This window comes from Pantoea agglomerans NBRC 102470, assembly GCF_001598475.1.
GTDB classification, from domain to species: Bacteria; Pseudomonadota; Gammaproteobacteria; order Enterobacterales; family Enterobacteriaceae; genus Pantoea; species Pantoea agglomerans.
The window spans coordinates 525,765-549,910 of sequence record NZ_BCZA01000001.1 but is presented as its reverse complement, the minus strand read 5'-3'; the positions used below and the strand labels follow the sequence as shown (position 1 = coordinate 549,910).

Here is a 24,146-nt window from a genome sequence, read left to right as displayed (position 1 = left end):
GCCGGAGCCGATTAATGTTTAACTTTGACGAAGTCATCGATCGCCGCGGCAGCTGGTCTACCCAGTGGGATTTCGTGGCTGACCGCTTTGGCGTCCCCGATCTGCTTCCGTTTACCATTTCGGATATGGACTTCAGAACTGCGCCAGCGGTTCAGCAGGCGCTGACGCAGCGCGTAGCACACGGCGTGTTGGGTTACAGTCGCTGGCAGCATGATGATTTTCTTTCCGCCTGCTGCCACTGGATGTCCAGCCGTTTCGGCTACCAGCCCGATGCTGACACCCTGGTTTATGGCCCATCGGTGATCTATATGGTGGCGCAGATGCTGCGCCGCTGGAGCAACCCGGATGATGAAGTGGTGCTCCACACCCCCGCCTACGATGCTTTTTATAAAACGGTACGCGGCAATCAGCGACAGGTGCTGGAGATGCCGCTGCAGCGGGATAATGGTAGCTGGCGATGTGATATGGCCGCGCTGGAGACGCGCCTGGCGCGCCCGCGCTGCAAAATCCTGTTGCTCTGCAGCCCGCACAATCCCACCGGCAAAGTGTGGACAGCAACTGAGCTGCACCAGATGGCGGCGCTCTGCGATCGTCACGGCGTGCGGGTGATCAGCGATGAAATTCATATGGATATGATAATGGGTAATCAGCCCCATACTCCGTGGGCCAGCGTGGCGCGCAGTGACTGGGCGCTGTTTACCTCGGCGTCGAAAAGCTTCAACGTGCCGGGACTGACCGGTACGTGGGGAATTATCCCGGATGCGGCAGACAGAGCCGCCTGGTTTCAGGCGCTGAAAAATGCTGACGGCCTTTCGTCGCCGGCCGTTCTGGCCGTCACGGCACACGTTGCCGCCTACCGACAAGGCGCACCCTGGCTGGATGCCCTGCGCAGCTATCTTTATGGTAATTTCATACTGGTTGCCAATCGGCTTAACGCTGAGTTTCCCGCACTGAACTGGCACATTCCCGAGGCGACCTATCTCGCCTGGCTCGATATCAATCCGCTGGGCATTCCAGAAGAGGCCCTGCAACAGGCGCTGATCCAGCAACGGGTCGCAATTATGCCCGGATCGATCTACGGTGATGCAGGCAAAGGGTTTTTGCGTCTTAACGTTGGCTGTCCGCGCAGCAAAGTTGATGAGGGCGTTTCACGCCTGATTGCGGCGATCCATCAGTTGCAGGGCTGACATTAACCGGCGAGGCAACCATTGCTCGCCGGTTATGCGTAATTAAGCAGCATCCGGCGCGGCTGTTGCGCAAATAGCTGGCGCTGTTGCGCAAGATATTTTTATAATGCTCTGCACTTCACCGACAACTGAGCGAGTGCGCCATGATCGATTCTAAAATTCCTCTGACTGATATTCACCGCCACCTTGATGGCAACATCCGTGCACAAACCATTCTCGATTTAGGTCGCCAGTTTAACCTCGCCCTGCCTGCTTCCACGCTGGAGACGCTGCGTCCGCATGTGCAGGTCGGCCAGAATGAGCCTGACCTGGTGAGCTTCCTGCAGAAGCTCGACTGGGGTGTGAAAGTGCTGGGTGATCTGGATGCCTGCCGCCGGATCGCGCAGGAGAATGTCGAAGATGCCGCCCGCGCGGGCATTCACTATGCTGAACTGCGTTTTTCCCCTGGTTATATGGCGATGACCCACAATCTGCCGATTGCCGGTGTGGTTGAAGCGGTAATTGAGGGCGTGCGCGCAGGCCGTCAGCAGCACGATATCGACGTGCGTCTGATCGGTATTATGAGCCGTACCTTTGGCGAAGATGCCTGCCTCAGCGAACTGGAAGGTTTGCTTGCCCATCGCGATCACATCACCGCGGTCGATCTGGCGGGTGATGAGCTGGGCTTCCCGGGCAGCGAGTTCCTGAGCCACTTTACCCAGGCGCGCGATGCCGGTTTCCGCGTGACCGTCCATGCGGGCGAGGCGGCCGGACCCGAGAGCATCTGGCAGGCGATTCGGGAGCTGGGTGCAGAACGTATCGGTCACGGCGTGAAAGCGATTGAAGATCGCGCGCTGATGGATTTCCTGGCGGAGCACCGTATTGGTATTGAATCCTGCCTGACCTCCAATATCCAGACCAGCACCGTGCCATCACTGGCGCAGCATCCGCTGAAGACCTTCCTGGAGCATGGCATTCTGGCGACGATTAACACGGATGATCCGGCGGTTCAGGGCATTGAACTGGCGCATGAGTATCATCACGCCGCTCCGGCTGCCGGTCTGAGCGCGGCGCAGATCCGTCAGGCGCAGGAAAATGGTCTGACGATTGCGTTCCTTAGCGAAGCAGAGAAAGCGGCTCTTCGCGCACGGGTGCAGTAATCCTGAAGCGTAGCGACAAAAAACGGGCCGGATATCCGGCCCGTTTCGCTTTTTTACTTATTGCGTTTTAAGCACCGACCGATTAAACGCGCTTTAGCGACATCGTCTGGCGTTTCTCGGCGGATTGCAGACCTAACTCGATCAGTTCCATCACATGAATCGCCTCTTCCGCTGTCACCGGATTGTTACCACGTCCGGCAATCGCATCGCGGATGCCCGCATAGTAAGCGGGATAGTTGCCTGGCTGGGTCAGTTGGGTCGTTTCGGTCAGGGAATCTCCGTCAACCAGCGTCAGAGTGCCATCACGCATGTCATAGCCCCAGTCTTCCTGCGGCGGGAAATCACCTGACTTCAGGCGATCTTCCTGCGGATCAAGACCATATTTGACGTAACTGCCGCGCGTGCCGTGGATGGTATAACGGGCAGATTCTGCCGCGACCAGCATGCTGGCGTGCAGCACGACACGGCGCTGCGGATAAGTCAGCGTCGCGTGGAAGTAGTCCGTAGTCTGCGCGCCCGGACGCATCTCGGCCAGATCAACCGTGATAGCGACCGGCGGGCCAAACAGCTGCAGCGCCTGGTCCAGCAGATGCGGCCCCAGGTCATACCAGATTCCGCTGCCTGCGCCTTTCATTTCACGCCAGCGATTACGCACTTCCAGACGGAAGCGGTCAAAGTGCGATTCGAAGTAGCGCACTTCACCCAGCGTACCGGCCTCAATCAGCGATTTCAGCGTCAGGAAGTCACTGTCCCAGCGGCGGTTGTGGAACACCGACAGCAGCAGCCCTTTGGCTTTCGCCAGCGCATCCAGTTCACGTGCCTGTGACAACGTCACGGTGAACGGCTTATCGACTACCACATGTTTACCGGCGTTCAGCGCCGCTTTTGCCAGCGGGAAGTGCGTGTCGTTGGGGGTAGGAATAACGATCAGTTGCAGCGTCGGGTCGTCCAGCAGCGCCTGAGGGTCGGCCACTACCTTAACGGCGGGCCAGTCGGCGTGGGCTTTGCTGGCGTCGCTACTGGAAATGGCTGCCAGCTCGACGTCCGGCGTCCCCGCAATCAGCGGGGCGTGAAACGTTTTACTGGCAAAACCGTAGCCGATCAGACCAACACGTAATTTATCGCTCATTTGGATTCCTCTCAGAGCCTGATTGACCAGACTCTTAGTTGATAACCTGATTGATTTAAGACTATTAACCAAATGACGACAAGCCGGAATTCCCCGAAAAAACTAAGAGATAGCACTTCGCGCCAGCGGCCAGGCGGTCTGAGCGGCCAGGCTGTCGTGCGCATCCTGATTACGGCGGCGGAAGTCGCTGGGACTGACGCCGACCCGCTTGCGGAACACCCGCGAGAAGTAGAGCTGATCGTCATAGCCCACTTCACGTCCTACCGAGGCGATCGGTTCCTGGGTGGTCTGCAGCAGCAGTTTCGCGCGGATTACACGCTGATCTTCACGCCAGCGCAGCAGGTTCACACCCATCTGCTCGCGGAACAGGTGCGCCAGCCGCGACGGCGACAGACAGACGTGGCGCGCCACCTCTTCAATCTTAACCTCGCTGGCGAGATGGTTGGTGACGTACTGGCAGGCTTCAATCACGCGCGGATCGCGAATTAACTGATGGCTGCGTGGATCTTCTTCAACGGCGCGCAGCAGCAGCCGTTCCAGCAGGTTCATCGCCAGCTCTTCTGCAAAGCGACGGCCCGAATTGTGGGTCTGTTCGATACTGGCAAACAGGCGATCAAATTCGCCGCGCAGCGATTCAGGCAGCAGCAGTCGTCCCACGCCCTCCTGCTCATCCTGCCAGCGCAGCCAGTCGTGCCAGTAGGCGCGCGGACGGAAATAGACCCAGCGGTGAAACCACTGCGGGCTGTCCGGCGCGCGACCATAATAGTGAGCCGTTTTCGGCTGAAACAGCAGCATTTCGCCAGGTTCGCAGTCAAATGCCCGCTCGCCGTCAAATACCCGCCCTTTACCTTTAATAGTGAGATTCAGAATGTAACCTTTCATGCCGTGCGGGCGATCGATAAAGAAATCGAGCGGACCATCGGCGGTGATCGGCGTCAGCCCCGCCACCAGCCAGGCATTGAATGAATAGCCCGGCAACAAGGGGTTTTGCTGCTCGGCCGGTAATTCGCGGTGATACATAGCGTCCTCACTCAGTCTGTTATTGTTCGGATAGCCCGCAGAGGCTTCTGCCTCTGCGGACCAACGGCTCGCTCAATCAGGCTTTTTTCTGTTTGTAACGGTCAAAAATCACCGCAGCTAACAGTATCAGACCGCGTACCACATACTGTGAGAATGGCGAGATATTCAATAAATTCATCGCATTCTCTACCGTGCCGAGGATCAGCACCCCTGCCACCACATAGGAGATTTTACCGATGCCGCCCTTCAGCGAAACGCCACCCAGCACGCAGGCAGAAATCACCACCAGCTCATAGCCGATGGAGGTCATTGGCTGGCCGCTGGTCATACGTGACGCCAGAATGATGCCCGCCGCCGCTGAAACCAGACCGGAGAGGATAAAGATGATGATGCGGGTGCGCACCACCGGCACACCGGCCAGACGTGCGGCTTCTTCATTGCCGCCAATTGCCAGGGTGTTACGGCCAAAGGTGGTTTTGTTGAGCAGGAAGCCGAAGATCAGCATGGTGGCCAGAGTCAGCCAGATGGGAGCGGGCACGCCAAGCCAGTTGGCAAAGCCCAGTTCGAAGAAACGCTCATCTTCGATACCGACCGCTTTACCGTCAGAGAAGATATAGGCCAGGCCGCGGACAATCTGCATGGTCGCCAGCGTGGTGATCAGCGCATTGATCTTGAGTCGGGCAATGACAAAGCCGTTGATAAAGCCGGTGATCATACCGAGAACCAGGCCGGCACCCACGCCAATCCACAGGCTTTCGGTCATGTTAATCACCACGGCGGTAACCACACCCGCACAAGCGATGACGGAAGCGACCGACAGGTCAAAATCACCGGAAGCCAGACAGAACAGCATGCCGCAGGCGACCATGCCGGACATCGACATTGCCAGCCCTAAGCCTTTCATATTGATAAACGAGCCGAAGTTCGGCACAAAGATCGCACAGACAATAAACAGCAGTGCAAATACCACCAGCATGCCGAAGTTGTCCCAGATGCGACCTAACTGCAGGCCGCCGCGTGAAGCGGGCTGCGGCGTATTTGAGGTCGTGGATGAAGCCATGATGATCTCCTGTCAGGCCACGGCGGCCGCTTGAGTGGTTTTGGGCATCGCCAGGCTCAGCGTCTGCTGTTCCGTGGCGTCGTCGTGTAGCAGTTCACCGGCAATGGCACCTTCGCGCATCACCACGATGCGATCGGCCAGGCCCATCACTTCCGGTAAATCGCTGGAGGCGAACAGCACCGCAATGCCCCGGTTCGCCAGCTGATAAATCAGGTTATAGATTTCATGTTTGGCACCGACATCGATACCGCGCGTTGGCTCATCCAGCAGGATCACCTTCATATCCTCTGACAGCCAGCGTCCCAGAATCGCCTTCTGCTGGTTGCCGCCGGAAAGGTTCATGATCAGCTGATCGGCGCTGGGCGTTTTGATGTTTAGCGAGCGGATATGGCTGTCGGCATTTTTATTTTCCCAGCCGTTTTTAATCAGGCAGCCCGCAGTAAGGTTATGACGACGGGCGCTGATGTTGATGTTGTCGCGCACCGAATGCACCGGAATAATGCCCTCGGCTTTGCGATCTTCCGGGCAGAGCATGATGCCCGCACGGATGGCATCGATCGGCTCCCGCAGCGGCAGCGGTTTGCCGTCCAGAATCACCTGACCGCCGCGCAGACGCGTGCCGCCAAACAGCCCTTTCAGCAGTTCACTGCGACCGGCACCGACCAGGCCAAACAGGCCGACGATTTCACCGGCATGGACTTTCAGCGAAATCGGCGTCCGCACGCCCTTCGCTTCGACCTTGTCCAGCTCCAGCCGCACCGCGCCTTTGGCACGCGGTGAATAGCCATAGATATCACCGAGGTTTCGTCCCACCATCGCCTGCACCAGATCGTCGTGATGGGTGTTGGCCATGTCAGTAAACGTCCGCACGTAGCGGCCATCTTTAAAGACGGTGATGGCATCGCTGAGGGCGAAGATCTCCTCCATGCGGTGTGAAACGTAGAGCACCACCCGGCCCTCCTCACGGAGCTGACGGATGACGCGGAACAGGTTGTCGATTTCACGCGCTGAAAGTGAGCTGGTTGGCTCATCAAAGGCGATAATACGCGCGTTACGCGCCAGCGCTTTGGCAATCTCCACCATCTGCCACTGCCCCAGCGACAGATATTTCAGCGGCATATCGGGATCGATATCCATGCCGAGATTTTTCAGTTGCAGGCCCGCCTCAAAACGCATCAGCTTACGGTTGACCAGCCCATGTTTGTGCGGGATCTGACCGAGATAGATGTTCTCTGCCACGCTCATTTCCGGCACCAGATGCAGTTCCTGGTAAATAATGGCGACGCCCGCGTCCAGCGCATCGGTGGTGCGCTGAAAGCTCATCGGCTGGCCTTTAATACGAATCTCACCGCCGCTCGGCTGATAACTGCCGCTGAGTATTTTTAACAGCGTCGATTTGCCTGCGCCGTTCTCGCCCATCAGAGCATGGACTTCACCGCCACGGCAGTCGAAGGAGATATCCTGCAACGCTTTGACGCCAGGGAAGGTTTTACTGATGCCATGAAACGACAGAAATGCTGAATCAGTGTTCATGTTTTTCCTCACTCTTTCGCGCCACCGGCCGGTTATGGCGGGCGGCGCGAAATTGGCTATTAAGGATGCCAGGCGACAAACTGCCTGGCAGGCTCAGGGTTACATCAGTCCTTTTTTCGCCAGTTCAGTTTTGAAGTTGTCACGGGTGATCAGCACCACATCGGTAACTTCGGTGAATTTCGGTGGCTCTTCACCTTTGCTGACCCAGTTGTAGAGCATCTGGCTGCTTTTGTAGCCGTGGATATCCGGGCTTGGCAGCAGCGATCCGTAGAAGCCGGTTGCCTTCTCTTTCGACAGTTCACTGATGGCATCCACGCCGTTGATGCCGATACCGATGACGTCAGCGGCTTTAAAGCCCTGACCTTCGGTCGCACGCACGCCGCCCAGCACGGTGTTGTCGTTCATGCCGACAATCAGCCAGTGTTTGACTTCAGGATGCTGAACCAGCAGAGAGTTACCGGCGTCAAACGCGCCAGGGATGTCGTTAGATTTGGTGGGGACCTGGTAGATCTGCGCTGCCGGGAAGCCAGCGGCTTTGATGGCGTCCATGGAGCCGCCGGTACGACGACGAGCAGTGTCGAGTTCGTTAGCGGTAATCGCCATCACGCCGGTGGTTTTCACATCCCAGCCGCGTTTCTGCATCTCTTTATAGAGTTCCTGACCCTGACGCTCACCAATTTTGGTCGCAGCCATCATCACCAGCGGCACGGTATCCATTGGTTTGCCTTTGGCGGTGACGAACTGGTCATCGACCGCGATGACTTTCAGACCGTAGCCACGCGCTTTTGCCATGATGGCAGAGCCGAGTTTCGGATCGGGCGTACAGATAACAAAACCTTTCGCGCCGTTAGCCGCCAGGCTGTCGATGGCATTCAGGGTTTTTTCACCATCCGGCACGGCAATTTTAATGACATCAAAGCCAAGATCTTTGCCCGCTTTGTCGGCGAATTTCCATTCAGTCTGGAACCAGGGTTCTTCTGGTTGCTTGACTAAGAATCCCAGCTTCATGGTCTCGGCGATAGCGGATTGTGACATAACCGCTGCCAGGCCGATGGCCGCGAACGCTTTAGTGAATTTATGCATGATGCTCTCCGGTACCAGGTTATTTTTCGCTGCTAATAACGAATCGGTGTAAACGCTACCAGTTTGTTTTGTTTTGTGGGTACAGCCATAAATCAGTGCGTTAGGCTGGCATGTGCTGACAGACTGTCCAGACGCTGGGCTAGTTTTAGCGGTATTAGCGAAGAAAAATGTAGAGCGGTATCACATCTTAAAATCACGACAAAATGATCCATATATTCAGCAAATTTAACCGGACCTTAACTTTTGCAATGGATCACAAAATCACTGCCGATGACAGAAAAGTGCATATTGTCAGCCAGCGATGACTAACTGATTTCGCGCGCCGAACCCAGGATACAGGAGTTAACTAACTACAGGAGATTCCGATGCGTGCTGGAGCCATCACCCTTGGGCTGGACTTTGGTAGTGATTCGGTGCGTGCGCTGGCCGTGGATTGTCATAGCGGCAAAGAGCTGCAGAGTGCGGTGTTCAGCTATCCGCGCTGGCAACAGGGCTTATACAGCGATCCGCACACTAACCGTTTTCGTCACCATCCACAGGATTACATCGACGCCATGGAGCAGGCGCTGCTCGGCGTGCTGAATGCACTGAGTGAAGATCAGCGCAACGCCGTGGTCGGCATTGGTGTTGACAGCACCGGTTCGACCCCTGCCCCTATTGACCGCGACGGCAACGTGCTGGCGCTGCGTCCGGAGTTCGCCGACAACCCCAACGCGATGTTTGTGTTGTGGAAAGATCACACCGCTATAGAAGAAGCAGAAGAGATTAATCAGCTGTGCCACAGCGGCCGCTTCCAGGATTACAGCCGCTATATTGGCGGGATTTACTCCTCTGAGTGGTTCTGGGCGAAGATTCTGCACGTGTCGCGTGAAGATGCGGCCGTGCGTGACGCCGCTGTCTCCTGGGTCGAACTGTGCGACTGGGTGCCAGCCTTGTTAAGCGGCACCACTGCACCTGACAAATTGCGTCGGGGGCGCTGTGCGGCCGGGCACAAGGCGCTGTGGCACGGCGACTGGAACGGCCTGCCCGATGTCGATTTTCTCAATGCGCTGGACCCGCTGTTGACGCAACAGCTCGACTCTCCCCTGTTTACTGATACCTGGACCGCTGATCTGCCTGTCGGCACGCTTAGCCCTGAATGGGCGCAGCGTCTTGGTCTGACGCAAACCGTGACGCTTTCGGGTGGCGCATTTGACTGCCATATGGGCGCGGTCGGTGGCGGTGCCAAACCCTATACCCTGGTGAAAGTGATCGGCACCTCAACCTGCGACATCCTGATTGCGGATAGTGAAAAGGTCGGCGATCGCGACATCAAAGGCATCTGTGGTCAGGTCGATGGCAGCGTAATGCCGGGCGCTATCGGGCTGGAGGCGGGTCAGTCTGCCTTTGGTGATATCTACGCCTGGTTCAGCCGTTTACTGGGCTGGCCGCTGCAGCTGGCGGCGCAGCAGCATCCGGAGCTGAAGCCTCAGCTGGCTGAGATGCAAAAGAGTCTGATTAAAGATTTGACCGAGGCCTGGGCCGCAAACCCGCAGCTCGACCATCTGCCGGTGGTGCTGGACTGGTTTAACGGTCGCCGCACGCCAAATGCCAATCAGCGGCTGAAAGGGGTAATTACCGACCTCAATCTGGGCACCGATGCCCCCGCGCTGTTTGGTGGTCTGGTCGCCGCCACCGCATTTGGCGCACGCGCAATTATGGAGTGCTTCGAACAGCAGCAGATCCCGGTCGAGAGCATTCTGACCCTGGGCGGCATCGCGCGGAAATCCCCGGCGATTATGCAGGCCTGCTGCGATGTGATGAACCGCCCACTGGATATCGTCGCTTCTGACGAGTGCTGTGCGCTGGGTGCGGCCATTTTCGCCGCCGTCGCCGCCGGTGTGCACGCCAGCGTTCCCGACGCCCAGCAGGTGATGGCCAGCCCGATTGCCGTGACGCTGCAGCCCGATCCGGCGCGCGTCGCCCGCTATCAACAACTTTATCAACGCTATCAACAATGGTGCGTGGCGGCTGAACCGCAATACGCCGCACGCCCCGCTTCCGCTAAGAGCCTATCCCAGTAGGCGTAATTGTTGCAGGCAGTCTGGACACGGACAGCGCGGAACAATCCGTAGTACACGGAGTACGTGAGGATTACTCGCTACGCTCGCCCTTTCAGGGCCGCCCTGACGGGCGTTCAGGTTGCTAAAGCAACCTGTGTGAACACTGCCCAGGTTCAGACTGACAAATAAAATAGCCTATTGAGGTAGGCTCAAAGTAAAGGAGTGATTTTATGGAACAGTCAAACAGCTACAGCGTGTGGTTTGTCATCGGCACGCAGCACCTCTACGGGGCGGAGACGTTACGCCAGGTTGAACAGAATGCACGTCAGGTGGTAGAGGGTTTAAATCAGGCCGGTTTACCGCTGCGTCTGGAGCTGAAACCGCTGGTTAAATCACCGGATGAAGCGCTGGCTCTGTGTCGCGATGCCAATTATGACAAGCAGTGCGTCGGTATCATTACCTGGCTGCACACCTTCTCCCCGGCCAAAATGTGGATCGGTGGCCTGAGCGTGCTGAATAAGCCGCTGCTGCAATTCCATACCCAGTTCAATGCGGAGATTCCGTGGGACAGCATGGACATGGACTTTATGAACCTGAACCAGACCGCACACGGCGGCCGCGAGTTCGGTTTCATCGGCGCCCGTATGGGCCTGCAGCACAGCGTGGTGACCGGTCACTGGCAGGATAGCGCCAGCCAGCAGCGCCTCGGCAACTGGATGCGTGCAGCACTGACCAAACAGGCCAGTCAGCAGCTGAAAGTCGCGCGTTTCGGCGACAACATGCGTGAAGTGGCCGTGACCGAAGGCGATAAAGTCGCCGCGCAGATTCAGTTCGGTTATTCGGTGAATGGCTGGGGCGTCGGCGATCTGGTTGAGGTGATCAATGGCGTCAGCGATGGCGACGTGAATGTGCTGGTCGACGAATATGAAAGCCTGTATCGCTTTACCGATGTTGCCGCTTCCGGCGGCGAAAAGCGTCAGAACGTGCTGGATGCCGCACGCATTGAGCTGGGTCTGAAACGTTTCCTGGAAGCAGAAGGCTGCCACGCTTTCACCACCAACTTCCAGACGCTGCATGGCATGACGCAGTTGCCAGGCCTGGCGGTTCAGCGTCTGATGGGTCAGGGCTATGGCTTCGCAGGTGAAGGTGACTGGAAGACTGCTGCGCTGCTGCGCATTTTCAAAGTGCTGGCTGGCGATCGCAAAGGTGGCACCTCCTTTATGGAGGATTACACCTATCACTTCTCACCCGGTAACGATCTGGTCCTCGGCTCGCATATGCTGGAGGTCTGCCCGTCGATTGCCATTGAAGAGAAGCCATTGATCGATGTGCAGTTCCTGGGCATTGGTGATAAAGCCGACCCGGCGCGCATGATTTTCTCAACGCCAGCGGGTCGCGCGATTAACGCCAGCGTAATTGATATGGGTGATCGTTTCCGTCTGCTGGTTAACGTGGTGGATGCTATCGAACAGCCGAAACCGCTGCCGAAGTTGCCGGTTGCGCGCGCACTGTGGAAAGCCCAGCCGTCACTGGCAACGGCATCCGAAGCGTGGATTCTGGGCGGCGGCGCGCACCATACGGTGTTCAGCCAGGCGCTGACGCTGGATGATATGTATCTGTACGGTGAGATGAACGACATTGAAGTGCTGGTGATTGATGAGCACACGCGTTTACCTGCGTTTAAAGACGCACTGCGCTGGAACGAAGCGTATTACCGTTTGAAACGTTAATAACTAAAGGGCGCTGTTCAATTTTTTAATTAACAGCGCTCTTAAGTAAGTTAATGAAACGGCCGACGCAGGATTATGCGGCATCAGTTTTTGATAAATACTGTGCTATTCAGTCGGGAATGACGGGCGTTCCGTAATTTTGATAGTTCAGCGCATGTTTTTAAAGCAATGATCAAGCCCAACCGGGAAGGAATGGTATGCCTGAAAAGCAAAGCGTCCGTGCCAGGAATGGCGCGGCCGATCCGCATGGATGCGGGAATCCTTTGCGATCAGGCATACCTTTCCTGACCTTTCTCATCAGCCAACAGCAATTTGTATTAATCCACCATCAATAGAAATATCCACTGTCCTGCTTCTTAAAGTGATGCATCAGCCCAACCGGGAAAGAAAGGTATGCCTGAAAAGCAAAGCGTCCACGCCAGGGATGGCGTGGCCGATCCGCATGGATGCGGGAATCCTTTGCGTTCAGGCATACCTTTCCTGACCTCTCTCATCAGCCAACAGCAATTTGTATTAATCCGCCATCAATAGAAATATCCACTGTCCTGCTTCTTAAAGCGATGCATCAGCCCAACCGGGAAGGAAAGGTATGCCTGAAGAGCAAAGCGTCCGCGCCAGGGATGGCGCGGCCGATCCGCATGGATGCGGGAATCCTTTGCGATCAGGCATACCTTTCCTGACCCTGCTCCTTAATCTAAAGCGATTGTTTTTCCTGTCATACAAAAGAGAACCAAAGTCTTTGCTATAACTTAACCCTTTCATGAACTTGCACTTTACCCCACCAGCCTGTATTGCTTGTAGCCTGACAAAACAAAGGTCGCCAGCGCCATGCACATTGCCGAGCTAAACCAACATCCCGGCTTCGCCGGACAAACCGCACAACTGTTGCACACTGAATGGTCACACCTTCCTGCATGGTCTCACCCGCCAGCCATCCTTGAGCGTTTAAAACAGCGCAATCAGAAACCTTCTGCAGAATTTACTCTTATTGCCACACCGGATGGCAAAACGGTGGTCGCGACCTGTAGCGTCATTCGCTATGAACTGGATGACATTCCGGCACGAGAATTCTGGATTGGTGAGGTGGTGACGGACAAGGCATTCCGGGGTCAGGGCGTGGCAAAAGCGTTAATACAGCAGGCGATTGCGCGAGCCAGACAACAGCAGATGGGTGAATTGTGGCTCTATACACCCGATCAACAGGCGTACTATCAGCGTTCAGGATGGCAGGCGGTGGAACAGCGGCAAATCGCGGGTGAAGAAGTTACGGTAATGGTGCTGCCTCTGGCGCAGTAAAAGGCGGCTCCTGCGAGCCGCCATTGACCGGAGTACTGAAGAACTCAGGAAGGTAATCGCTTAACGGGCGCGTTCTGCTGACGATCCCAGATGACCGTCAGTAACCGCTGCAGGGCGATAAACGCAAACAGCAGAATTCCGATGGCGATCTTGGTCCACCAGGAACTCAGCGTACCGTCGAAGTTAATCCAGGTCTGAATCAGCCCCTGAATCAACACACCGAACAGCGTGCCCAAAACTGTACCCACACCACCCGACAGCAGCGTGCCGCCAATCACCACTGACGCGATCGCATCCAGCTCTACACCCAGCCCTGCCAGCGCATAACCTGCCGAGGTATAAATTGAGAACACGATCCCGGCCAGCGTCGCCAGCGTGGTGGAAAGCATATAAATCTTAATGGTAGTCGCACGGGTCGAAACGCCCATCAGCTGGGCGGATGTCATATTGCCACCAATAGCGTAAACCCGGTTACCAAAGCGCGTACGGTGCGCCAGAATAATCCCGCCAGACACCACCACCAGCATAATCACCGCCAGCAGACTGAGACGCCCACCGCCCGGCACTTTCCACGCCAGACTGGAAAGCATGCTGTAGAACGGATGATCGATAGGAATTGAGTTCTCCGACACCAGATAACTGCATCCGCGCAGGAAAAACATCCCCGCCAGCGTAATGATAAATGCCGGAATCTTCAGTGCATCGATCAGCCAGCCCATCATGGCGCCGAACAGCGCGCCCAGCGACAGAATCAGCGCAAAGGCCAGCAAGGGATCGATATGAAAATCACCGATCGCCCGGGCAAGAAACACGCCGGTAAAGGCGATCACTGCACCCACAGACAGATCGATACCGCCCGATAAAATCACGAAGGTCATGCCGACGGCGATAATCCCAAGGAAAGCATTATCGGTCAGAATATTGCAGATTACCCGGGTGGAGGCAAAGCCCGGAAACTGACTCAGACAAAACAGGTAACCCGCCACAAACACCAGCAAGGTGATCATCAGCGGAAGATGACGTTTAATCATGTCGGGCGTCTCCGTTTCAACATCGCAATAAACCGTGGTGACTGCAGCAACAGCACGCACATCACCACCACCGCTTTCACCACCTGATTCAGCTCAGGCGGGAAGCCGGAGAGCAAAATCCCGGTATTCATCGACTGAATAATCAGCGCACCGATCAGCGACAACACCAGATTAAAGCGGCCACCCATCAGCGACGCACCGCCAATCACCACGGCGAGAATCGCATCCAGCTCCAGCCATAATCCGGCGTTATTAGCATCCGCACCGCGAATATCCGCCGCGACGATCAGTCCCGCAACAGCGGCACAAACGCCACTTATGGCGTAGGTTGACATTACCACCAGCCAGCCTGTCACTCCCGCGTTACGGGCCGCGCGCAGGTTAATCCCCACGGCTTCGATAAACAGACCCAGCGCGGTTTTGCGCGTCAGCAACCAGACCGCCAGCGCTACCACCAGCGTGATCCAGACCGGGACCGGCAACATCCACAGCGAGCCGTTACCAAACCAGCCAAGACTGTCACTGTCGAACGTCACAATCTGCCCCTGCGTAATCAGCTGAGCGATTCCGCGCCCGGCGACCATCAGAATCAGCGTGGCAACAAATGGCTGAATACGCAGCAACGCCACCAGCACGCCATTCCATACGCCACAGGCTAAACCGGTTCCCAGCGTGCAGAGAATAATAAACGGCACACCGTGTCCGGCTACGGTCAATGTCGCAGCCGTCGCGCCTGCGATCGCCATCACCGCACCCACGGAAAGATCGATGCCGCCGGTGGCGATCACCAGCGTCATCCCGATCGCCAGCAGGGCAACCGGTGCCGCACGGTTAAGAATATCGATCGGACTGCCGAACAGACGCCCATCCTGCAGATGCACGGCAAAAAAGTTATTGGCCACCAGACTGTCAATCAACAGCACCAGCAGCAGCGCGGCGATTTGCGGCATCCCTGGCGGGAGTTTCAGCTTACGACGTGGCGTTTTTTCAGATGTCATAGGGGACTCAAGCATGTTTTACCCCTCCGTCCGCGATAGCATTGACGATCGACGCTACCGAAAGCTGCTCCAGCGGAATTTCTGCCACCTGCTTCAGATCGCGCATAATCAACACCCGATCGGCATAACCGACCAGCTCTTCGAGTTCAGAGGAGATCACCAGCAGCGCCAGACCATCGGCGCACAGGGATTCAATTAAACGGATAATCTCGGCGTGCGCGCCCACATCAATGCCGCGCGTTGGTTCGTCGAGGATTAAAAACTGCGGTTTGGTCACCAGCCAGCGCGACAGCAGCACCTTCTGCTGGTTGCCGCCCGATAACAGCTCCACAGGCTGCTCTGCATGCGGCGTACGAATACCCAGACTCTTGATAAAACGATCGGCAATCGCCTGCTGCTCACGCTTCTTAATTGGCCGTAACCAGCCGCGCTGCGCCTGCAACGCCAGAATAATATTTTCACGAACCGAGGCCGCGCCGATAATCCCGTCAGTCTTACGATCTTCCGGGCAAAAACCCATGCCCAGCTGTGAGGCTTTCGCCGGATTAGTAATGCGCTGCACCTTGCCTTTGATCTTCGCTGTTCCTCGGTCGGCACGACGAATACCAAACAACACCTCGGCGGTTTCGGTGCGGCCCGAACCCAGCAGCCCCGCCAGTCCCACGACTTCGCCTGGACGAACTTCCAGGTTAAAGGGCTCGATGGTGCCTTTCCTGCCGTAATCCTCAAACGACACCACCGGCTGATTGCTGCGCAGCGTGCTGCCCTGCCGCTGCAGCGCCGTCTCCAGCAGTTCGCGACCCAGCATCAGCTTAATCAGCTCAATCTGCGGCAGCGTGGCGGTATCGCGGGTGGCGATAAATTGCCCGTTACGCAGCACGGTAATCCGGTCAGTAATGCGGTACACCTGGTCGAGAAAGTGCGTCACAAAAATCAGGCTCATCCCTTTGGCTTTTAACTGCGCCATCAGGGTAAACAGCATCTCAACCTCGCTGGCATCCAGACTGGCTGTCGGCTCATCCAGGATCAAAACCTGGGCGGAAAGATCGACCGCGCGGCAGATGGCGATAATCTGCTGCATCGCCACCGAGTAGTGGCCCAGCGGACGTGTCACATCGAGGGAAAAACCATAGTTCCGCATCAGCGCATCGGCCTCCCGCACCATCCGGCGACGGTCAATCATGCCAAAGCGGCGTGGTTCGCGGCCAATATAGAGGTTATCTGCCACCGACATGTTCGGCAGCATATTCACTTCCTGATAAACGGTGCCGATACCCATCTCCTGCGCCTGCGCCGTATTATGCGGCGTAATCGGCTCACCATTCAGGGTGATGGTCCCTGCATCACGGCTGTAAACACCGGTCAGCACTTTAATCAGGGTGGACTTGCCGGCACCGTTCTCCCCCAGCAGCGCCATGATCTCCCCTTTACGGATATCAAAGGAAACATTATTCAGCGCTTTGACGCCGGGAAAACCTTTGCTGACGCCGCTGATGGATAACAGCGGTGTTTCATTTTGCGTGGTCATTCTGCTCACTCCGCCTCACGTCATGAAAAACCGCCCCGTAGGGCGGTCTGCGGCTGGTCTGCGGCTGATCGGTGAATCAGTAACCCATGCCTTTTTTGGTATCCAGCTCCTTCTGCGCGTCGGCAGGCAGGAACAGCTTAGATTCGGTCTTGATCACTTTTGGCGGCAGCGTGCCATCTTTCTTGAATTTTTCCAGCGCATCAAACGCCGGGCCAGCCATGTTTGGCGTCAGCTCCACGTTGGCGTTAGCCTCACCCGCCAGCATCGCTTTATAGATATCCGGTACACCATCAATCGAGCCGGTCAGAATATCTTTGCCCGGTTTCAGGCCAGCTTCTTTAATCGCCTGAATGGCACCGATCGCCATATCATCGTTATGCGCGTAAACCATGCAGATGTTTTTGCCGTTGTTCTCCGCCTTGATAAAGCTCTCCATCACCTCTTTACCCTTACTGCGGGTAAAGTCACCCGACTGCGAGCGGATCACTTTAATGTTTGGATGGTTGCTGATCGCTTCAGCAAAGCCTTTCTTACGATCGATTGCCACGCTGGCACCCACCGTGCCCTGCAGTTCCACCACGTTACACTGCTTGTCGCCCACGGTTTTCACCAGCCAGTCGCCAATCAGCTTGCCTTCCAGCACGTTGTCAGCCGTCACCACCGCCTGATAGAGCGATTTGTCTTTTACCACAATGGCGCGGTCCAGCAGGTAAACCGGGATTTTGGCATCTTTGGCTTCTTCCAGTACCGGCTCCCAGCCGGTCTGCACCACCGGTGCGATGAAGATGGCATCAACGCCCTGAGCGATGAACGAACGTACCGCCTTGATCTGATTCTCTTGTTTCTGCTGTCCGTCGGCGATTTTCAGGGTGATTCCGCGTTTTTTGGCTTCGCTTTTCGCTACGTTGGTTTCCGCCGAACGCCAGCCAGATTCCGAACCTACCTGCGAGAAGCCGACCGTCATATCTGCAGCGAGTATCGGGCCGGTTAACGCGGCGCTGACCAGCGTGGTCAGAAGTAAACGTTTCCACATAGTTTTTAATCCTCTGAAAGGCGTTTGCTGTTTAGGGTAGAGAGCCTGCTTAGACTGGACTAAAAAAGGGTGCATAATGGCGACACACTTCACAAAACAGAGCAATTTAAAGGGGTTACGTGTAGTCACACGGTTTGGCTGACGAGGGAGTTATGGATAAAACGGCTGAGTAGAAAAAATCTGCTCGTTAAATAATTGTAATAAACAGAATCGCTTATGCTTACTGCAACTGGAAACGATTACAGCCAGGCGTACAAAACGGGTTATCCGGCCTGCGATGAACAAAAAATGGGATTTGTGATAGTCCGCACAGTAGGTTGCTGGTCTGGGTCAGGCGCGAAACGTTTCTCTGGCAGTAAGTGCAGAATGGTTAATTTTTTTGGGCTAAAAGGGTGAGAAAAAAGCCACTAGTGCATTGTCAGCGCTGAATAAGAAAAAAAATAATATTTTGCCTCTGCTTTTTAACGCTTTATGCCGGCTCTGTCCGTAATAAGTTAGTGAGGTGTTTAAGATAGAGACGCTGAGTTGCTGGCTCAGACAATAGTAAAAAAGCCAGATATGGAGTTTTAGTGACTAATAAGGTGCTTTTATCTGATTTTCGCCTTTTTTAATCCGCATGATCTGGACAGCATAAGCTTGCCCCCTATACTGAGCACTCCTTTGTTACTTCTATCTGTTATGGCAATGATGACTGCGCACGATTACCTGCTTAAATTCCGCAAAGTAAATAATTCAGACAGTCTGGAAAAGCTTTTCGATCATCTTAATTACTCCCTGACGAATGATCTGGAAATCATCAATATGTACCGGGCTGCCGATCACCGACGTGCTGAACTGGTCTCTGGCGGACGGTTATATGATCTCGGCTGTGTCCCTAAAACGGTGTGGCGCTACGTGGTCTGATTTCCGGCTGATTTATCGCTGTTTATCCCGCTGATCTTGTCCGGATGGGCGTGCCCCTCTGGACATGTTATTCTGCTGCGCTTCGACTCCCCGAGACAGGAATAACCACGATGAATGAACAGGTTGCTGCGCCGCGTATTGGTGGCTGGCTTTTGCTGCCGCTGGCCTGGCTGATAATGACCCTGTTAACCACCGTTCTGGTGCTGGCGATGTATCTGACACCACTGTTTAATCCGGAATGGCGTGTGGCGCTGTTTTCTCACGGCAGCACACTCTTCTCTTACTGGGCTATTTCCCTGCTCACCGCCGTGGCGGTCTGGGCTTATAGTCTCTGGATCAGCTGGCTGTTCTTTAAGCGCTCCCGCCGCCTGCCGCGTCACTATCTGCTCTGGCTGCTGATTACCGTGCTGCTGGCGCTGAAAACCTTTGCTTTTACGCCGGTTACCGATAGCCGTGCCCTCCAGACATTACTGCTGTCACTGCTGGCCGCTGCGGTGTTTGTGCCCTACTTCAAACGCTCAAAACGGGTAAAAACGACCTTTATCGCGCCATAATGCTGTGAGTTATGTCAGGAATTTAATGCTGAGTGCGGTCTGCCGCTCAGCGGATGGCGCAGGTGTTGAGATACGCCGCGCTATCAATGATAATAAGCCGCTTTCTGGCTCCCAGGCGAAAAAATGACCGATTATCTGCTTCTCTTTGTTGGCACCGTGCTGGTGAATAACTTCGTATTAGTGAAGTTTCTCGGCCTGTGTCCTTTTATGGGCGTTTCCAAAAAACTGGAAACGGCGATTGGCATGGGCCTCGCCACGACATTCGTCATTACCCTGGCCTCGATCTGCGCCTGGCTGGTCAACCATCTGATCCTGCTGCCGCTGGATCTGGTCTATCTGCGTACCATGGCCTATATCCTGGTGATCGCCGTCGTGGTGCAGTTCACCGAAATGGTGGTGCGTAAAACCAGCCCGTCGCTCTATCGTCTGCTGGGTATCTTTCTGCCGCTGATCACCACCAACTGTGCGGTGCTGGGCGTGCCTCTGCTGAGCGTCAACCTTAACCACACCTTTATGCAGGCCGCGCTGTATGGTTTCAGTGCTTCTATCGGCTTCTCGCTGGTGATGGTACTGTTCGCCGGTATGCGCGAGCGGCTGGTGCTGGCCAATGTTCCTGCCCCGTTTAAAGGCAACTCCATCGCCCTGATTACCGCGGGCCTGATGGCGCTGGCGTTTATGGGCTTCAGCGGTCTGGTGAAATTCTGATGACCGCGATCTGGATTGCTGTTGCCGTATTAAGTGCGCTGAGCCTGGTGTTCGGCGCGCTGCTGGGTTACGCCTCGCGCCGCTTTGAGGTCGAAGAAGATCCTATTGTTGAGCAGATTGATGCCATCCTGCCGCAGAGCCAGTGCGGTCAGTGTGGCTATCCGGGCTGTCGCCCTTATGCGGATGCGGTCGGTAACAATGGTGAAGCGATCAATAAATGCGCGCCAGGTGGTGAGCAGACCATGCTCAAGCTGGCAGCCCTGCTTAACGTTGAACCGCAGCCGATTGATGGCGATGAAACGGCGAAAGAGCCGGTGCGCACCGTGGCGTTTATTGATGAAGCCAACTGCATTGGCTGCACCAAATGTATTCAGGCTTGTCCGGTAGATGCCATTGTCGGGGCAACCCGCGCCATGCACACCGTGCTGAGCGATGTCTGCACCGGCTGCGATCTCTGTGTCGCGCCCTGCCCGACTGACTGTATTGAAATGCGTCCGGTTGCCACCACGCCAGCTAACTGGAAGTGGGATTTAAATACCATTCCTGTACGGGTGATCCCGGTAGAAACTCATGCTTAATCTGTTTAACTTCCTGAAAAAAGATAAGGTCTGGGATTTTCAGGGTGGTATTCATCCGCCGGAAATGAAAACCCAGTCCAACGGCACGCCGCTCTCCGAACTGCCGTTGCCGCACCGTTTTATTATCCCGCTGAAACAGCATATCGGACATGAAGGTGAGATCTGCGTTGCGCCTGGCGACAAAGTGCTGCGCGGTCAGCCTCTGACATTTGGCACTGGCCGCATGCTGCCAGTCCATGCGCCCACCTCCGGCGTGATTGAAGATATCGGTCAGCATATGACCGCGCACCCTTCCGGTCTCTCTGAGCTTTGCATTTTCCTGACGCCAGATGGCGACGACCGCTGGATGCCGCTGGATCCGCTGCCTGACTACCGGCAGCATGCGCGCGCCGACATTGTGCAGCGTATTCACGACGCCGGCATCGCCGGTCTCGGCGGCGCGGGTTTCCCCACCGCCACCAAACTGAAGGGCGGCCTGCGCGGGGTTAAAACCCTGATTATTAACGCGGCGGAGTGTGAACCTTATATCACCGCTGACGATCGTCTGATGCAGGACTACGCTGCCGAAGTCCTGGAAGGCAGCCGTATTCTCGCCTGGGTGTTACAGGCTGAACAGGTGCTGATTGGCATTGAAGATAACAAGCCTGAAGCCATTGCCGCACTGAAGCAGGCGCTGGGTAGCGAGCGTGATCTGCACATCCGGGTCATCCCGACCAAATATCCCTCCGGCGGTGCCAAGCAGTTGACCCGCATCCTGACCGGGAAGGAAGTGCCGCACGGCGGGCGTTCCTCCGATATCGGCGTGCTGATGCAGAACGTCGGCACCGCCTGGGCGGTTAAGCGGGCCATTATCAATGGTGAACCGATCACCGAACGCGTTGTGACGCTGACCGGCGAGGCGATTGCCCAGCCGCGTAACGTCTGGAGTCGTCTCGGCACCCCAATCAGCCATCTGTTACACCAGGTCGGGTTCACGCCTGCGCCGCGTCAGATGGTGATCATGGGCGGTCCGCTGATGGGCTTTACTCTGCCATCGCTGGATGTGCCGGTGGTGAAGATCACCAACTGTATTCTGGCTCCATCTGCCAGTGAAATGGGCAACAACGACGAAGAGCAGTCCTGCATTCGCTGTTCAGCCTGTGCCGATGCCTGTCCGGCCAAACTGCTGCCGCAGCAGCTTTACTGGTACAGCCAGGGCGGCGATCACGATAAAGCGCGCGCTCACCATATTGATGACTGCATCGAATGTGGTGCCTGCGCCTATGTCTGCCCGAGCAATATTCCGCTGGTGCAATATTACCGTCAGGAAAAAGCGGAACTGCGCGCCATCGATCTGGAAGCGAAACGCACGCTGGAAGCCAAAGCACGCTTCGAAGCACGCCAGGCGCGACTGGAGCGTGAAAAGCAGGCTCGTGAAGCGCGTCATGAAGAGGCGAAGCAACGCGTTGCCCGCACCGATACCAGCGAACTGGCTGCGGCCAAAGCGCGGGTGAAAGCCCGCCAGACGGCCGAACCGGATGAGGCAACGCTTGAAGCCCAGCGTGAAGCCCGCCATGCGCAGGCGCGTCTGCGTCAGGCCGAGGCGCAGGCTGAAACCCAGCCGGTGACGCGTCAGACCGTCGATCCGCGTAAAGCGGCGGTTGAAGCGGCTATTGCCCGGGCGAAAGCGAAGAAAACAGTGCCGGTTGATGCGGCGGATAACCGGGCTGAGGCCAGTGTCGATCCGCGTAAATCGGCAGTAGAAGCCGCCATTGCCCGCGCCAAAGCGAAGAAAGCCGCTCAGGCTGAAGGCACCGAGGCACCACAGGCCGCAGACGACAGCGCTGCAGACGCCGCCGCTGAAAGCGATCCGCGTAAAGCCGCGGTTCAGGCCGCTATCGCCCGCGCTAAAGCGAAGAAAGCCGCACAGGCTGAAAACGCCGAGGCACCACAGGCCGCAGGCGACAGCGCTGCAGAGGCTGCCGCTGAAAGCGATCCGCGTAAAGCAGCGGTTCAGGCCGCCATCGCCCGCGCCAAAGCGAAGAAAGCCGCTCAGGCTGAAAACGCCGAGGCACAGGCCGCAGGCGACAGCGCTGCAGAGGCTGCGCCAGCCGCCGCTGAAACCGATCCGCGTAAAGCCGCGGTTCAGGCCGCTATCGCCCGCGCCAAAGCGAAGAAAGCCGCACAGGCTGAAAACGCCGAGGCACAGGCCGCAGGCGACAAAACTGCAGAAGCCGCGCCGGACGCCGTCGCTGAAAGCGATCCGCGTAAAGCCGCGGTTCAGGCCGCCATCGCCCGCGCCAAAGCGAAGAAAGCCGCTCAGGCTGAAAGTGAGGCGGATGCCGCTTCACGTGATGCCGCAGCACTGGCCACCGCCGCGCATTTTGCGGTGGATAAAGCGGAGCAGGCCCAGGAGCAGGCAAACAACGCCAATGCAGAACCTGAACAGGCACCTGAACTGAATCAACCCGATGATGCGCGCAAGGCCGCTATTGCTGCCGCCATCGCCCGTGCCAAAGCGCGTAAAGCGCAGTCGTCTACGACGCTTGAGGATTAAATGGCTTTTCGTATCGCAAGTTCTCCTTACACCCATAATCGCCGCAGCACCGGCAATATCATGCTGCTGGTGGTGCTGGCCGCGGTGCCAGGTTTTGCTGCACAGTGTTATTTCTTTGGCTACGGCACCTTTTTACAGGTCTTACTGGCGACGCTGACCGCCTGGCTGACAGAGGCAGCGATTCTGCGACTGCGCAAAGCGCCCGTTGCCAGTACCCTCGCGGATAACTCGGCGCTGCTGACCGCCGTCCTGATCGGTATCAGCCTGCCGCCGCTGGCGCCGTGGTGGCTGGTGGTGATCGGTACCCTGTTTGCTGTTGTCATTGCGAAACAGCTCTATGGCGGACTGGGTCAGAACCCGTTTAACCCGGCGATGGTGGGCTATGTGGTCCTGCTCATCTCCTTCCCGGTGCAGATGACCAGCTGGTTGCCGCCCGATACGCTTCAGGCGATCAAACCCGGGCTGATGGACAGCCTGAGCATGGTGTTCCGGGGCCACACGCTGGCGGGTGAAACCATGCAGCAGCTACAGATGGGTGTTGATGGCATCAGCCAGGCGACGCCGCTTGATACGTTTAAAACTGGCTTACGCGCGGGGCACAGTGCTGAACATCTGCTGGCGCAGCCGATTTACAGCGGTGTGCTGGCGGGCCTCGGCTGGCAGTGGGTTAACGTGGGTTATCTGGCCGGCGGCCTGTTCCTGCTGTGGAAAAATGCTATCCGCTGGCATGTCCCTGCCGCCATGCTACTGTCACTGGCCTTCTGCGCGACGCTGGGCTGGTTCTTCTCACCAGAATCGCTGAACAGCCCGCTGATTCATCTTTTCTCCGGTGCCACCATGCTGGGTGCGTTCTTTATTGCCACCGATCCGGTGACCGCTTCGACCACCAACCGTGGCCGCCTGGTGTATGGCGCGCTGATTGGACTACTGGTCTGGCTGATTCGCAGCTTTGGCGGTTATCCCGATGGCGTAGCGTTTGCTGTGCTGCTGGCGAACATCTGTGTGCCGCTCATCGATTACTACACCCAGCCGCGCGTTTACGGCCATCAGAAGGATTAAGC

Annotated in this window: 20 protein-coding genes; 11 read left to right on the top strand and 9 right to left on the bottom strand. The window is 56.6% G+C overall.

Going from position 1 to position 24,146, the window contains the following annotated elements; genetic code table 11:
• The first annotated feature begins 14 nt into the window (after positions 1 to 14).
• Together PAG01S_RS02630 and add are read left to right on the top strand one after the other, a co-directional pair.
• The gene (locus tag PAG01S_RS02630; protein WP_062757586.1) at positions 15 to 1,187 is read left to right on the top strand and encodes a MalY/PatB family protein; all 1,173 of its coding nucleotides are present in this window, start codon (positions 15 to 17) and stop codon (positions 1,185 to 1,187) included.
• Between the two features lie 143 nt (positions 1,188 to 1,330).
• The gene (add, locus tag PAG01S_RS02625; RefSeq protein ID WP_010245359.1) at positions 1,331 to 2,326 is read left to right on the top strand and encodes an adenosine deaminase; all 996 of its coding nucleotides are present in this window, start codon (positions 1,331 to 1,333) and stop codon (positions 2,324 to 2,326) included.
• 82 nt (positions 2,327 to 2,408) lie between these two features.
• On the opposite strand, the gene PAG01S_RS02620 is transcribed toward add, so the two are convergent.
• The 5 genes from PAG01S_RS02620 to PAG01S_RS02600 all read right to left on the bottom strand — a co-directional run bounded on the left by PAG01S_RS02620 (position 2,409) and on the right by PAG01S_RS02600 (position 8,151).
• Positions 2,409 to 3,455, bottom strand: coding sequence for an oxidoreductase (locus PAG01S_RS02620; protein WP_062757584.1), 1,047 nt, complete (start codon positions 3,453 to 3,455; stop codon positions 2,409 to 2,411).
• A gap of 102 nt (positions 3,456 to 3,557) precedes the next feature.
• Positions 3,558 to 4,475 carry an arabinose operon transcriptional regulator AraC gene (gene araC, locus PAG01S_RS02615; RefSeq protein WP_003853440.1) on the bottom strand — a complete coding sequence of 306 codons (918 nt, stop codon included), beginning with the start codon at positions 4,473 to 4,475 and terminating at the stop codon, positions 3,558 to 3,560.
• 76 nt (positions 4,476 to 4,551) lie between these two features.
• Positions 4,552 to 5,535, bottom strand: a complete 984-nt coding sequence (gene araH / locus PAG01S_RS02610; protein WP_010245363.1) for an L-arabinose ABC transporter permease AraH — start codon at positions 5,533 to 5,535, stop codon at positions 4,552 to 4,554.
• A gap of 12 nt (positions 5,536 to 5,547) precedes the next feature.
• Positions 5,548 to 7,068, bottom strand: a complete 1,521-nt coding sequence (gene araG / locus PAG01S_RS02605) for an L-arabinose ABC transporter ATP-binding protein AraG (protein WP_010245364.1) — start codon at positions 7,066 to 7,068, stop codon at positions 5,548 to 5,550.
• 99 nt (positions 7,069 to 7,167) lie between these two features.
• Positions 7,168 to 8,151, bottom strand: coding sequence for an arabinose ABC transporter substrate-binding protein (locus PAG01S_RS02600; protein ID WP_010245365.1), 984 nt, complete (start codon positions 8,149 to 8,151; stop codon positions 7,168 to 7,170).
• Positions 8,152 to 8,516: 365 nt separating this feature from the next.
• On the opposite strand from PAG01S_RS02600, the gene PAG01S_RS02595 reads away from it, so the two are divergent.
• The 3 genes from PAG01S_RS02595 (at position 8,517) to PAG01S_RS02585 (ending at position 13,219) form a co-directional block, all read left to right on the top strand.
• Positions 8,517 to 10,214, top strand: coding sequence for a ribulokinase (locus PAG01S_RS02595; RefSeq protein ID WP_050679511.1), 1,698 nt, complete (start codon positions 8,517 to 8,519; stop codon positions 10,212 to 10,214).
• 209 nt (positions 10,215 to 10,423) lie between these two features.
• Complete coding sequence (gene araA, locus PAG01S_RS02590; protein ID WP_062757582.1) at positions 10,424 to 11,923, top strand: L-arabinose isomerase; 1,500 nt, start codon at positions 10,424 to 10,426, stop codon at positions 11,921 to 11,923.
• Positions 11,924 to 12,751: 828 nt separating this feature from the next.
• Entirely contained in the window at positions 12,752 to 13,219 is a 468-nt protein-coding gene (locus tag PAG01S_RS02585; RefSeq protein ID WP_062757580.1) for a GNAT family N-acetyltransferase, read from the top strand.
• 44 nt (positions 13,220 to 13,263) lie between these two features.
• On the opposite strand, the gene yjfF is transcribed toward PAG01S_RS02585, so the two are convergent.
• From yjfF to ytfQ, 4 genes are all read right to left on the bottom strand, one after another.
• The gene (yjfF, locus tag PAG01S_RS02580; protein WP_010245373.1) at positions 13,264 to 14,250 is read right to left on the bottom strand and encodes a galactofuranose ABC transporter, permease protein YjfF; all 987 of its coding nucleotides are present in this window, start codon (positions 14,248 to 14,250) and stop codon (positions 13,264 to 13,266) included.
• Positions 14,247 to 15,263 carry a galactofuranose ABC transporter, ATP-binding protein YtfT gene (ytfT, locus tag PAG01S_RS02575; RefSeq protein WP_010245375.1) on the bottom strand — a complete coding sequence of 339 codons (1,017 nt, stop codon included), beginning with the start codon at positions 15,261 to 15,263 and terminating at the stop codon, positions 14,247 to 14,249. Before ytfT ends, yjfF begins: the two co-directional genes overlap by 4 nt.
• Entirely contained in the window at positions 15,256 to 16,776 is a 1,521-nt protein-coding gene (locus PAG01S_RS02570) for a sugar ABC transporter ATP-binding protein (RefSeq protein ID WP_010245377.1), read from the bottom strand. Before PAG01S_RS02570 ends, ytfT begins: the two co-directional genes overlap by 8 nt.
• 76 nt (positions 16,777 to 16,852) lie before the next feature.
• On the bottom strand, positions 16,853 to 17,809 hold the full coding sequence (ytfQ, locus tag PAG01S_RS02565) for a galactofuranose ABC transporter, galactofuranose-binding protein YtfQ (protein ID WP_010670079.1): 957 nt from the start codon (positions 17,807 to 17,809) through the stop codon (positions 16,853 to 16,855).
• A gap of 687 nt (positions 17,810 to 18,496) precedes the next feature.
• Here ytfQ and ydgT point away from each other — a divergent pair.
• From ydgT to rsxD, 6 genes are all read left to right on the top strand, one after another.
• On the top strand, positions 18,497 to 18,712 hold the full coding sequence (gene ydgT / locus PAG01S_RS02560; protein WP_003853427.1) for a transcription modulator YdgT: 216 nt from the start codon (positions 18,497 to 18,499) through the stop codon (positions 18,710 to 18,712).
• Positions 18,713 to 18,822: 110 nt separating this feature from the next.
• The gene (locus PAG01S_RS02555) at positions 18,823 to 19,266 is read left to right on the top strand and encodes a DUF2569 domain-containing protein (RefSeq protein ID WP_045140389.1); all 444 of its coding nucleotides are present in this window, start codon (positions 18,823 to 18,825) and stop codon (positions 19,264 to 19,266) included.
• A 123-nt stretch (positions 19,267 to 19,389) separates the two neighbouring features.
• On the top strand, positions 19,390 to 19,971 hold the full coding sequence (gene rsxA / locus PAG01S_RS02550) for an electron transport complex subunit RsxA (RefSeq protein WP_003853423.1): 582 nt from the start codon (positions 19,390 to 19,392) through the stop codon (positions 19,969 to 19,971).
• Positions 19,971 to 20,549 (top strand): electron transport complex subunit RsxB, encoded by a 579-nt coding sequence (gene rsxB, locus PAG01S_RS02545; protein ID WP_010245386.1) that lies wholly within the window; start codon positions 19,971 to 19,973, stop codon positions 20,547 to 20,549. The genes rsxA and rsxB overlap by 1 nt, the downstream gene beginning before the upstream one ends.
• The gene (gene rsxC / locus PAG01S_RS02540; RefSeq protein ID WP_062757579.1) at positions 20,542 to 23,085 is read left to right on the top strand and encodes an electron transport complex subunit RsxC; all 2,544 of its coding nucleotides are present in this window, start codon (positions 20,542 to 20,544) and stop codon (positions 23,083 to 23,085) included. The genes rsxB and rsxC overlap by 8 nt, the downstream gene beginning before the upstream one ends.
• Complete coding sequence (gene rsxD / locus PAG01S_RS02535) at positions 23,086 to 24,144, top strand: electron transport complex subunit RsxD (protein WP_010245395.1); 1,059 nt, start codon at positions 23,086 to 23,088, stop codon at positions 24,142 to 24,144.
• Positions 24,145 to 24,146: the final 2 nt, after the last annotated feature.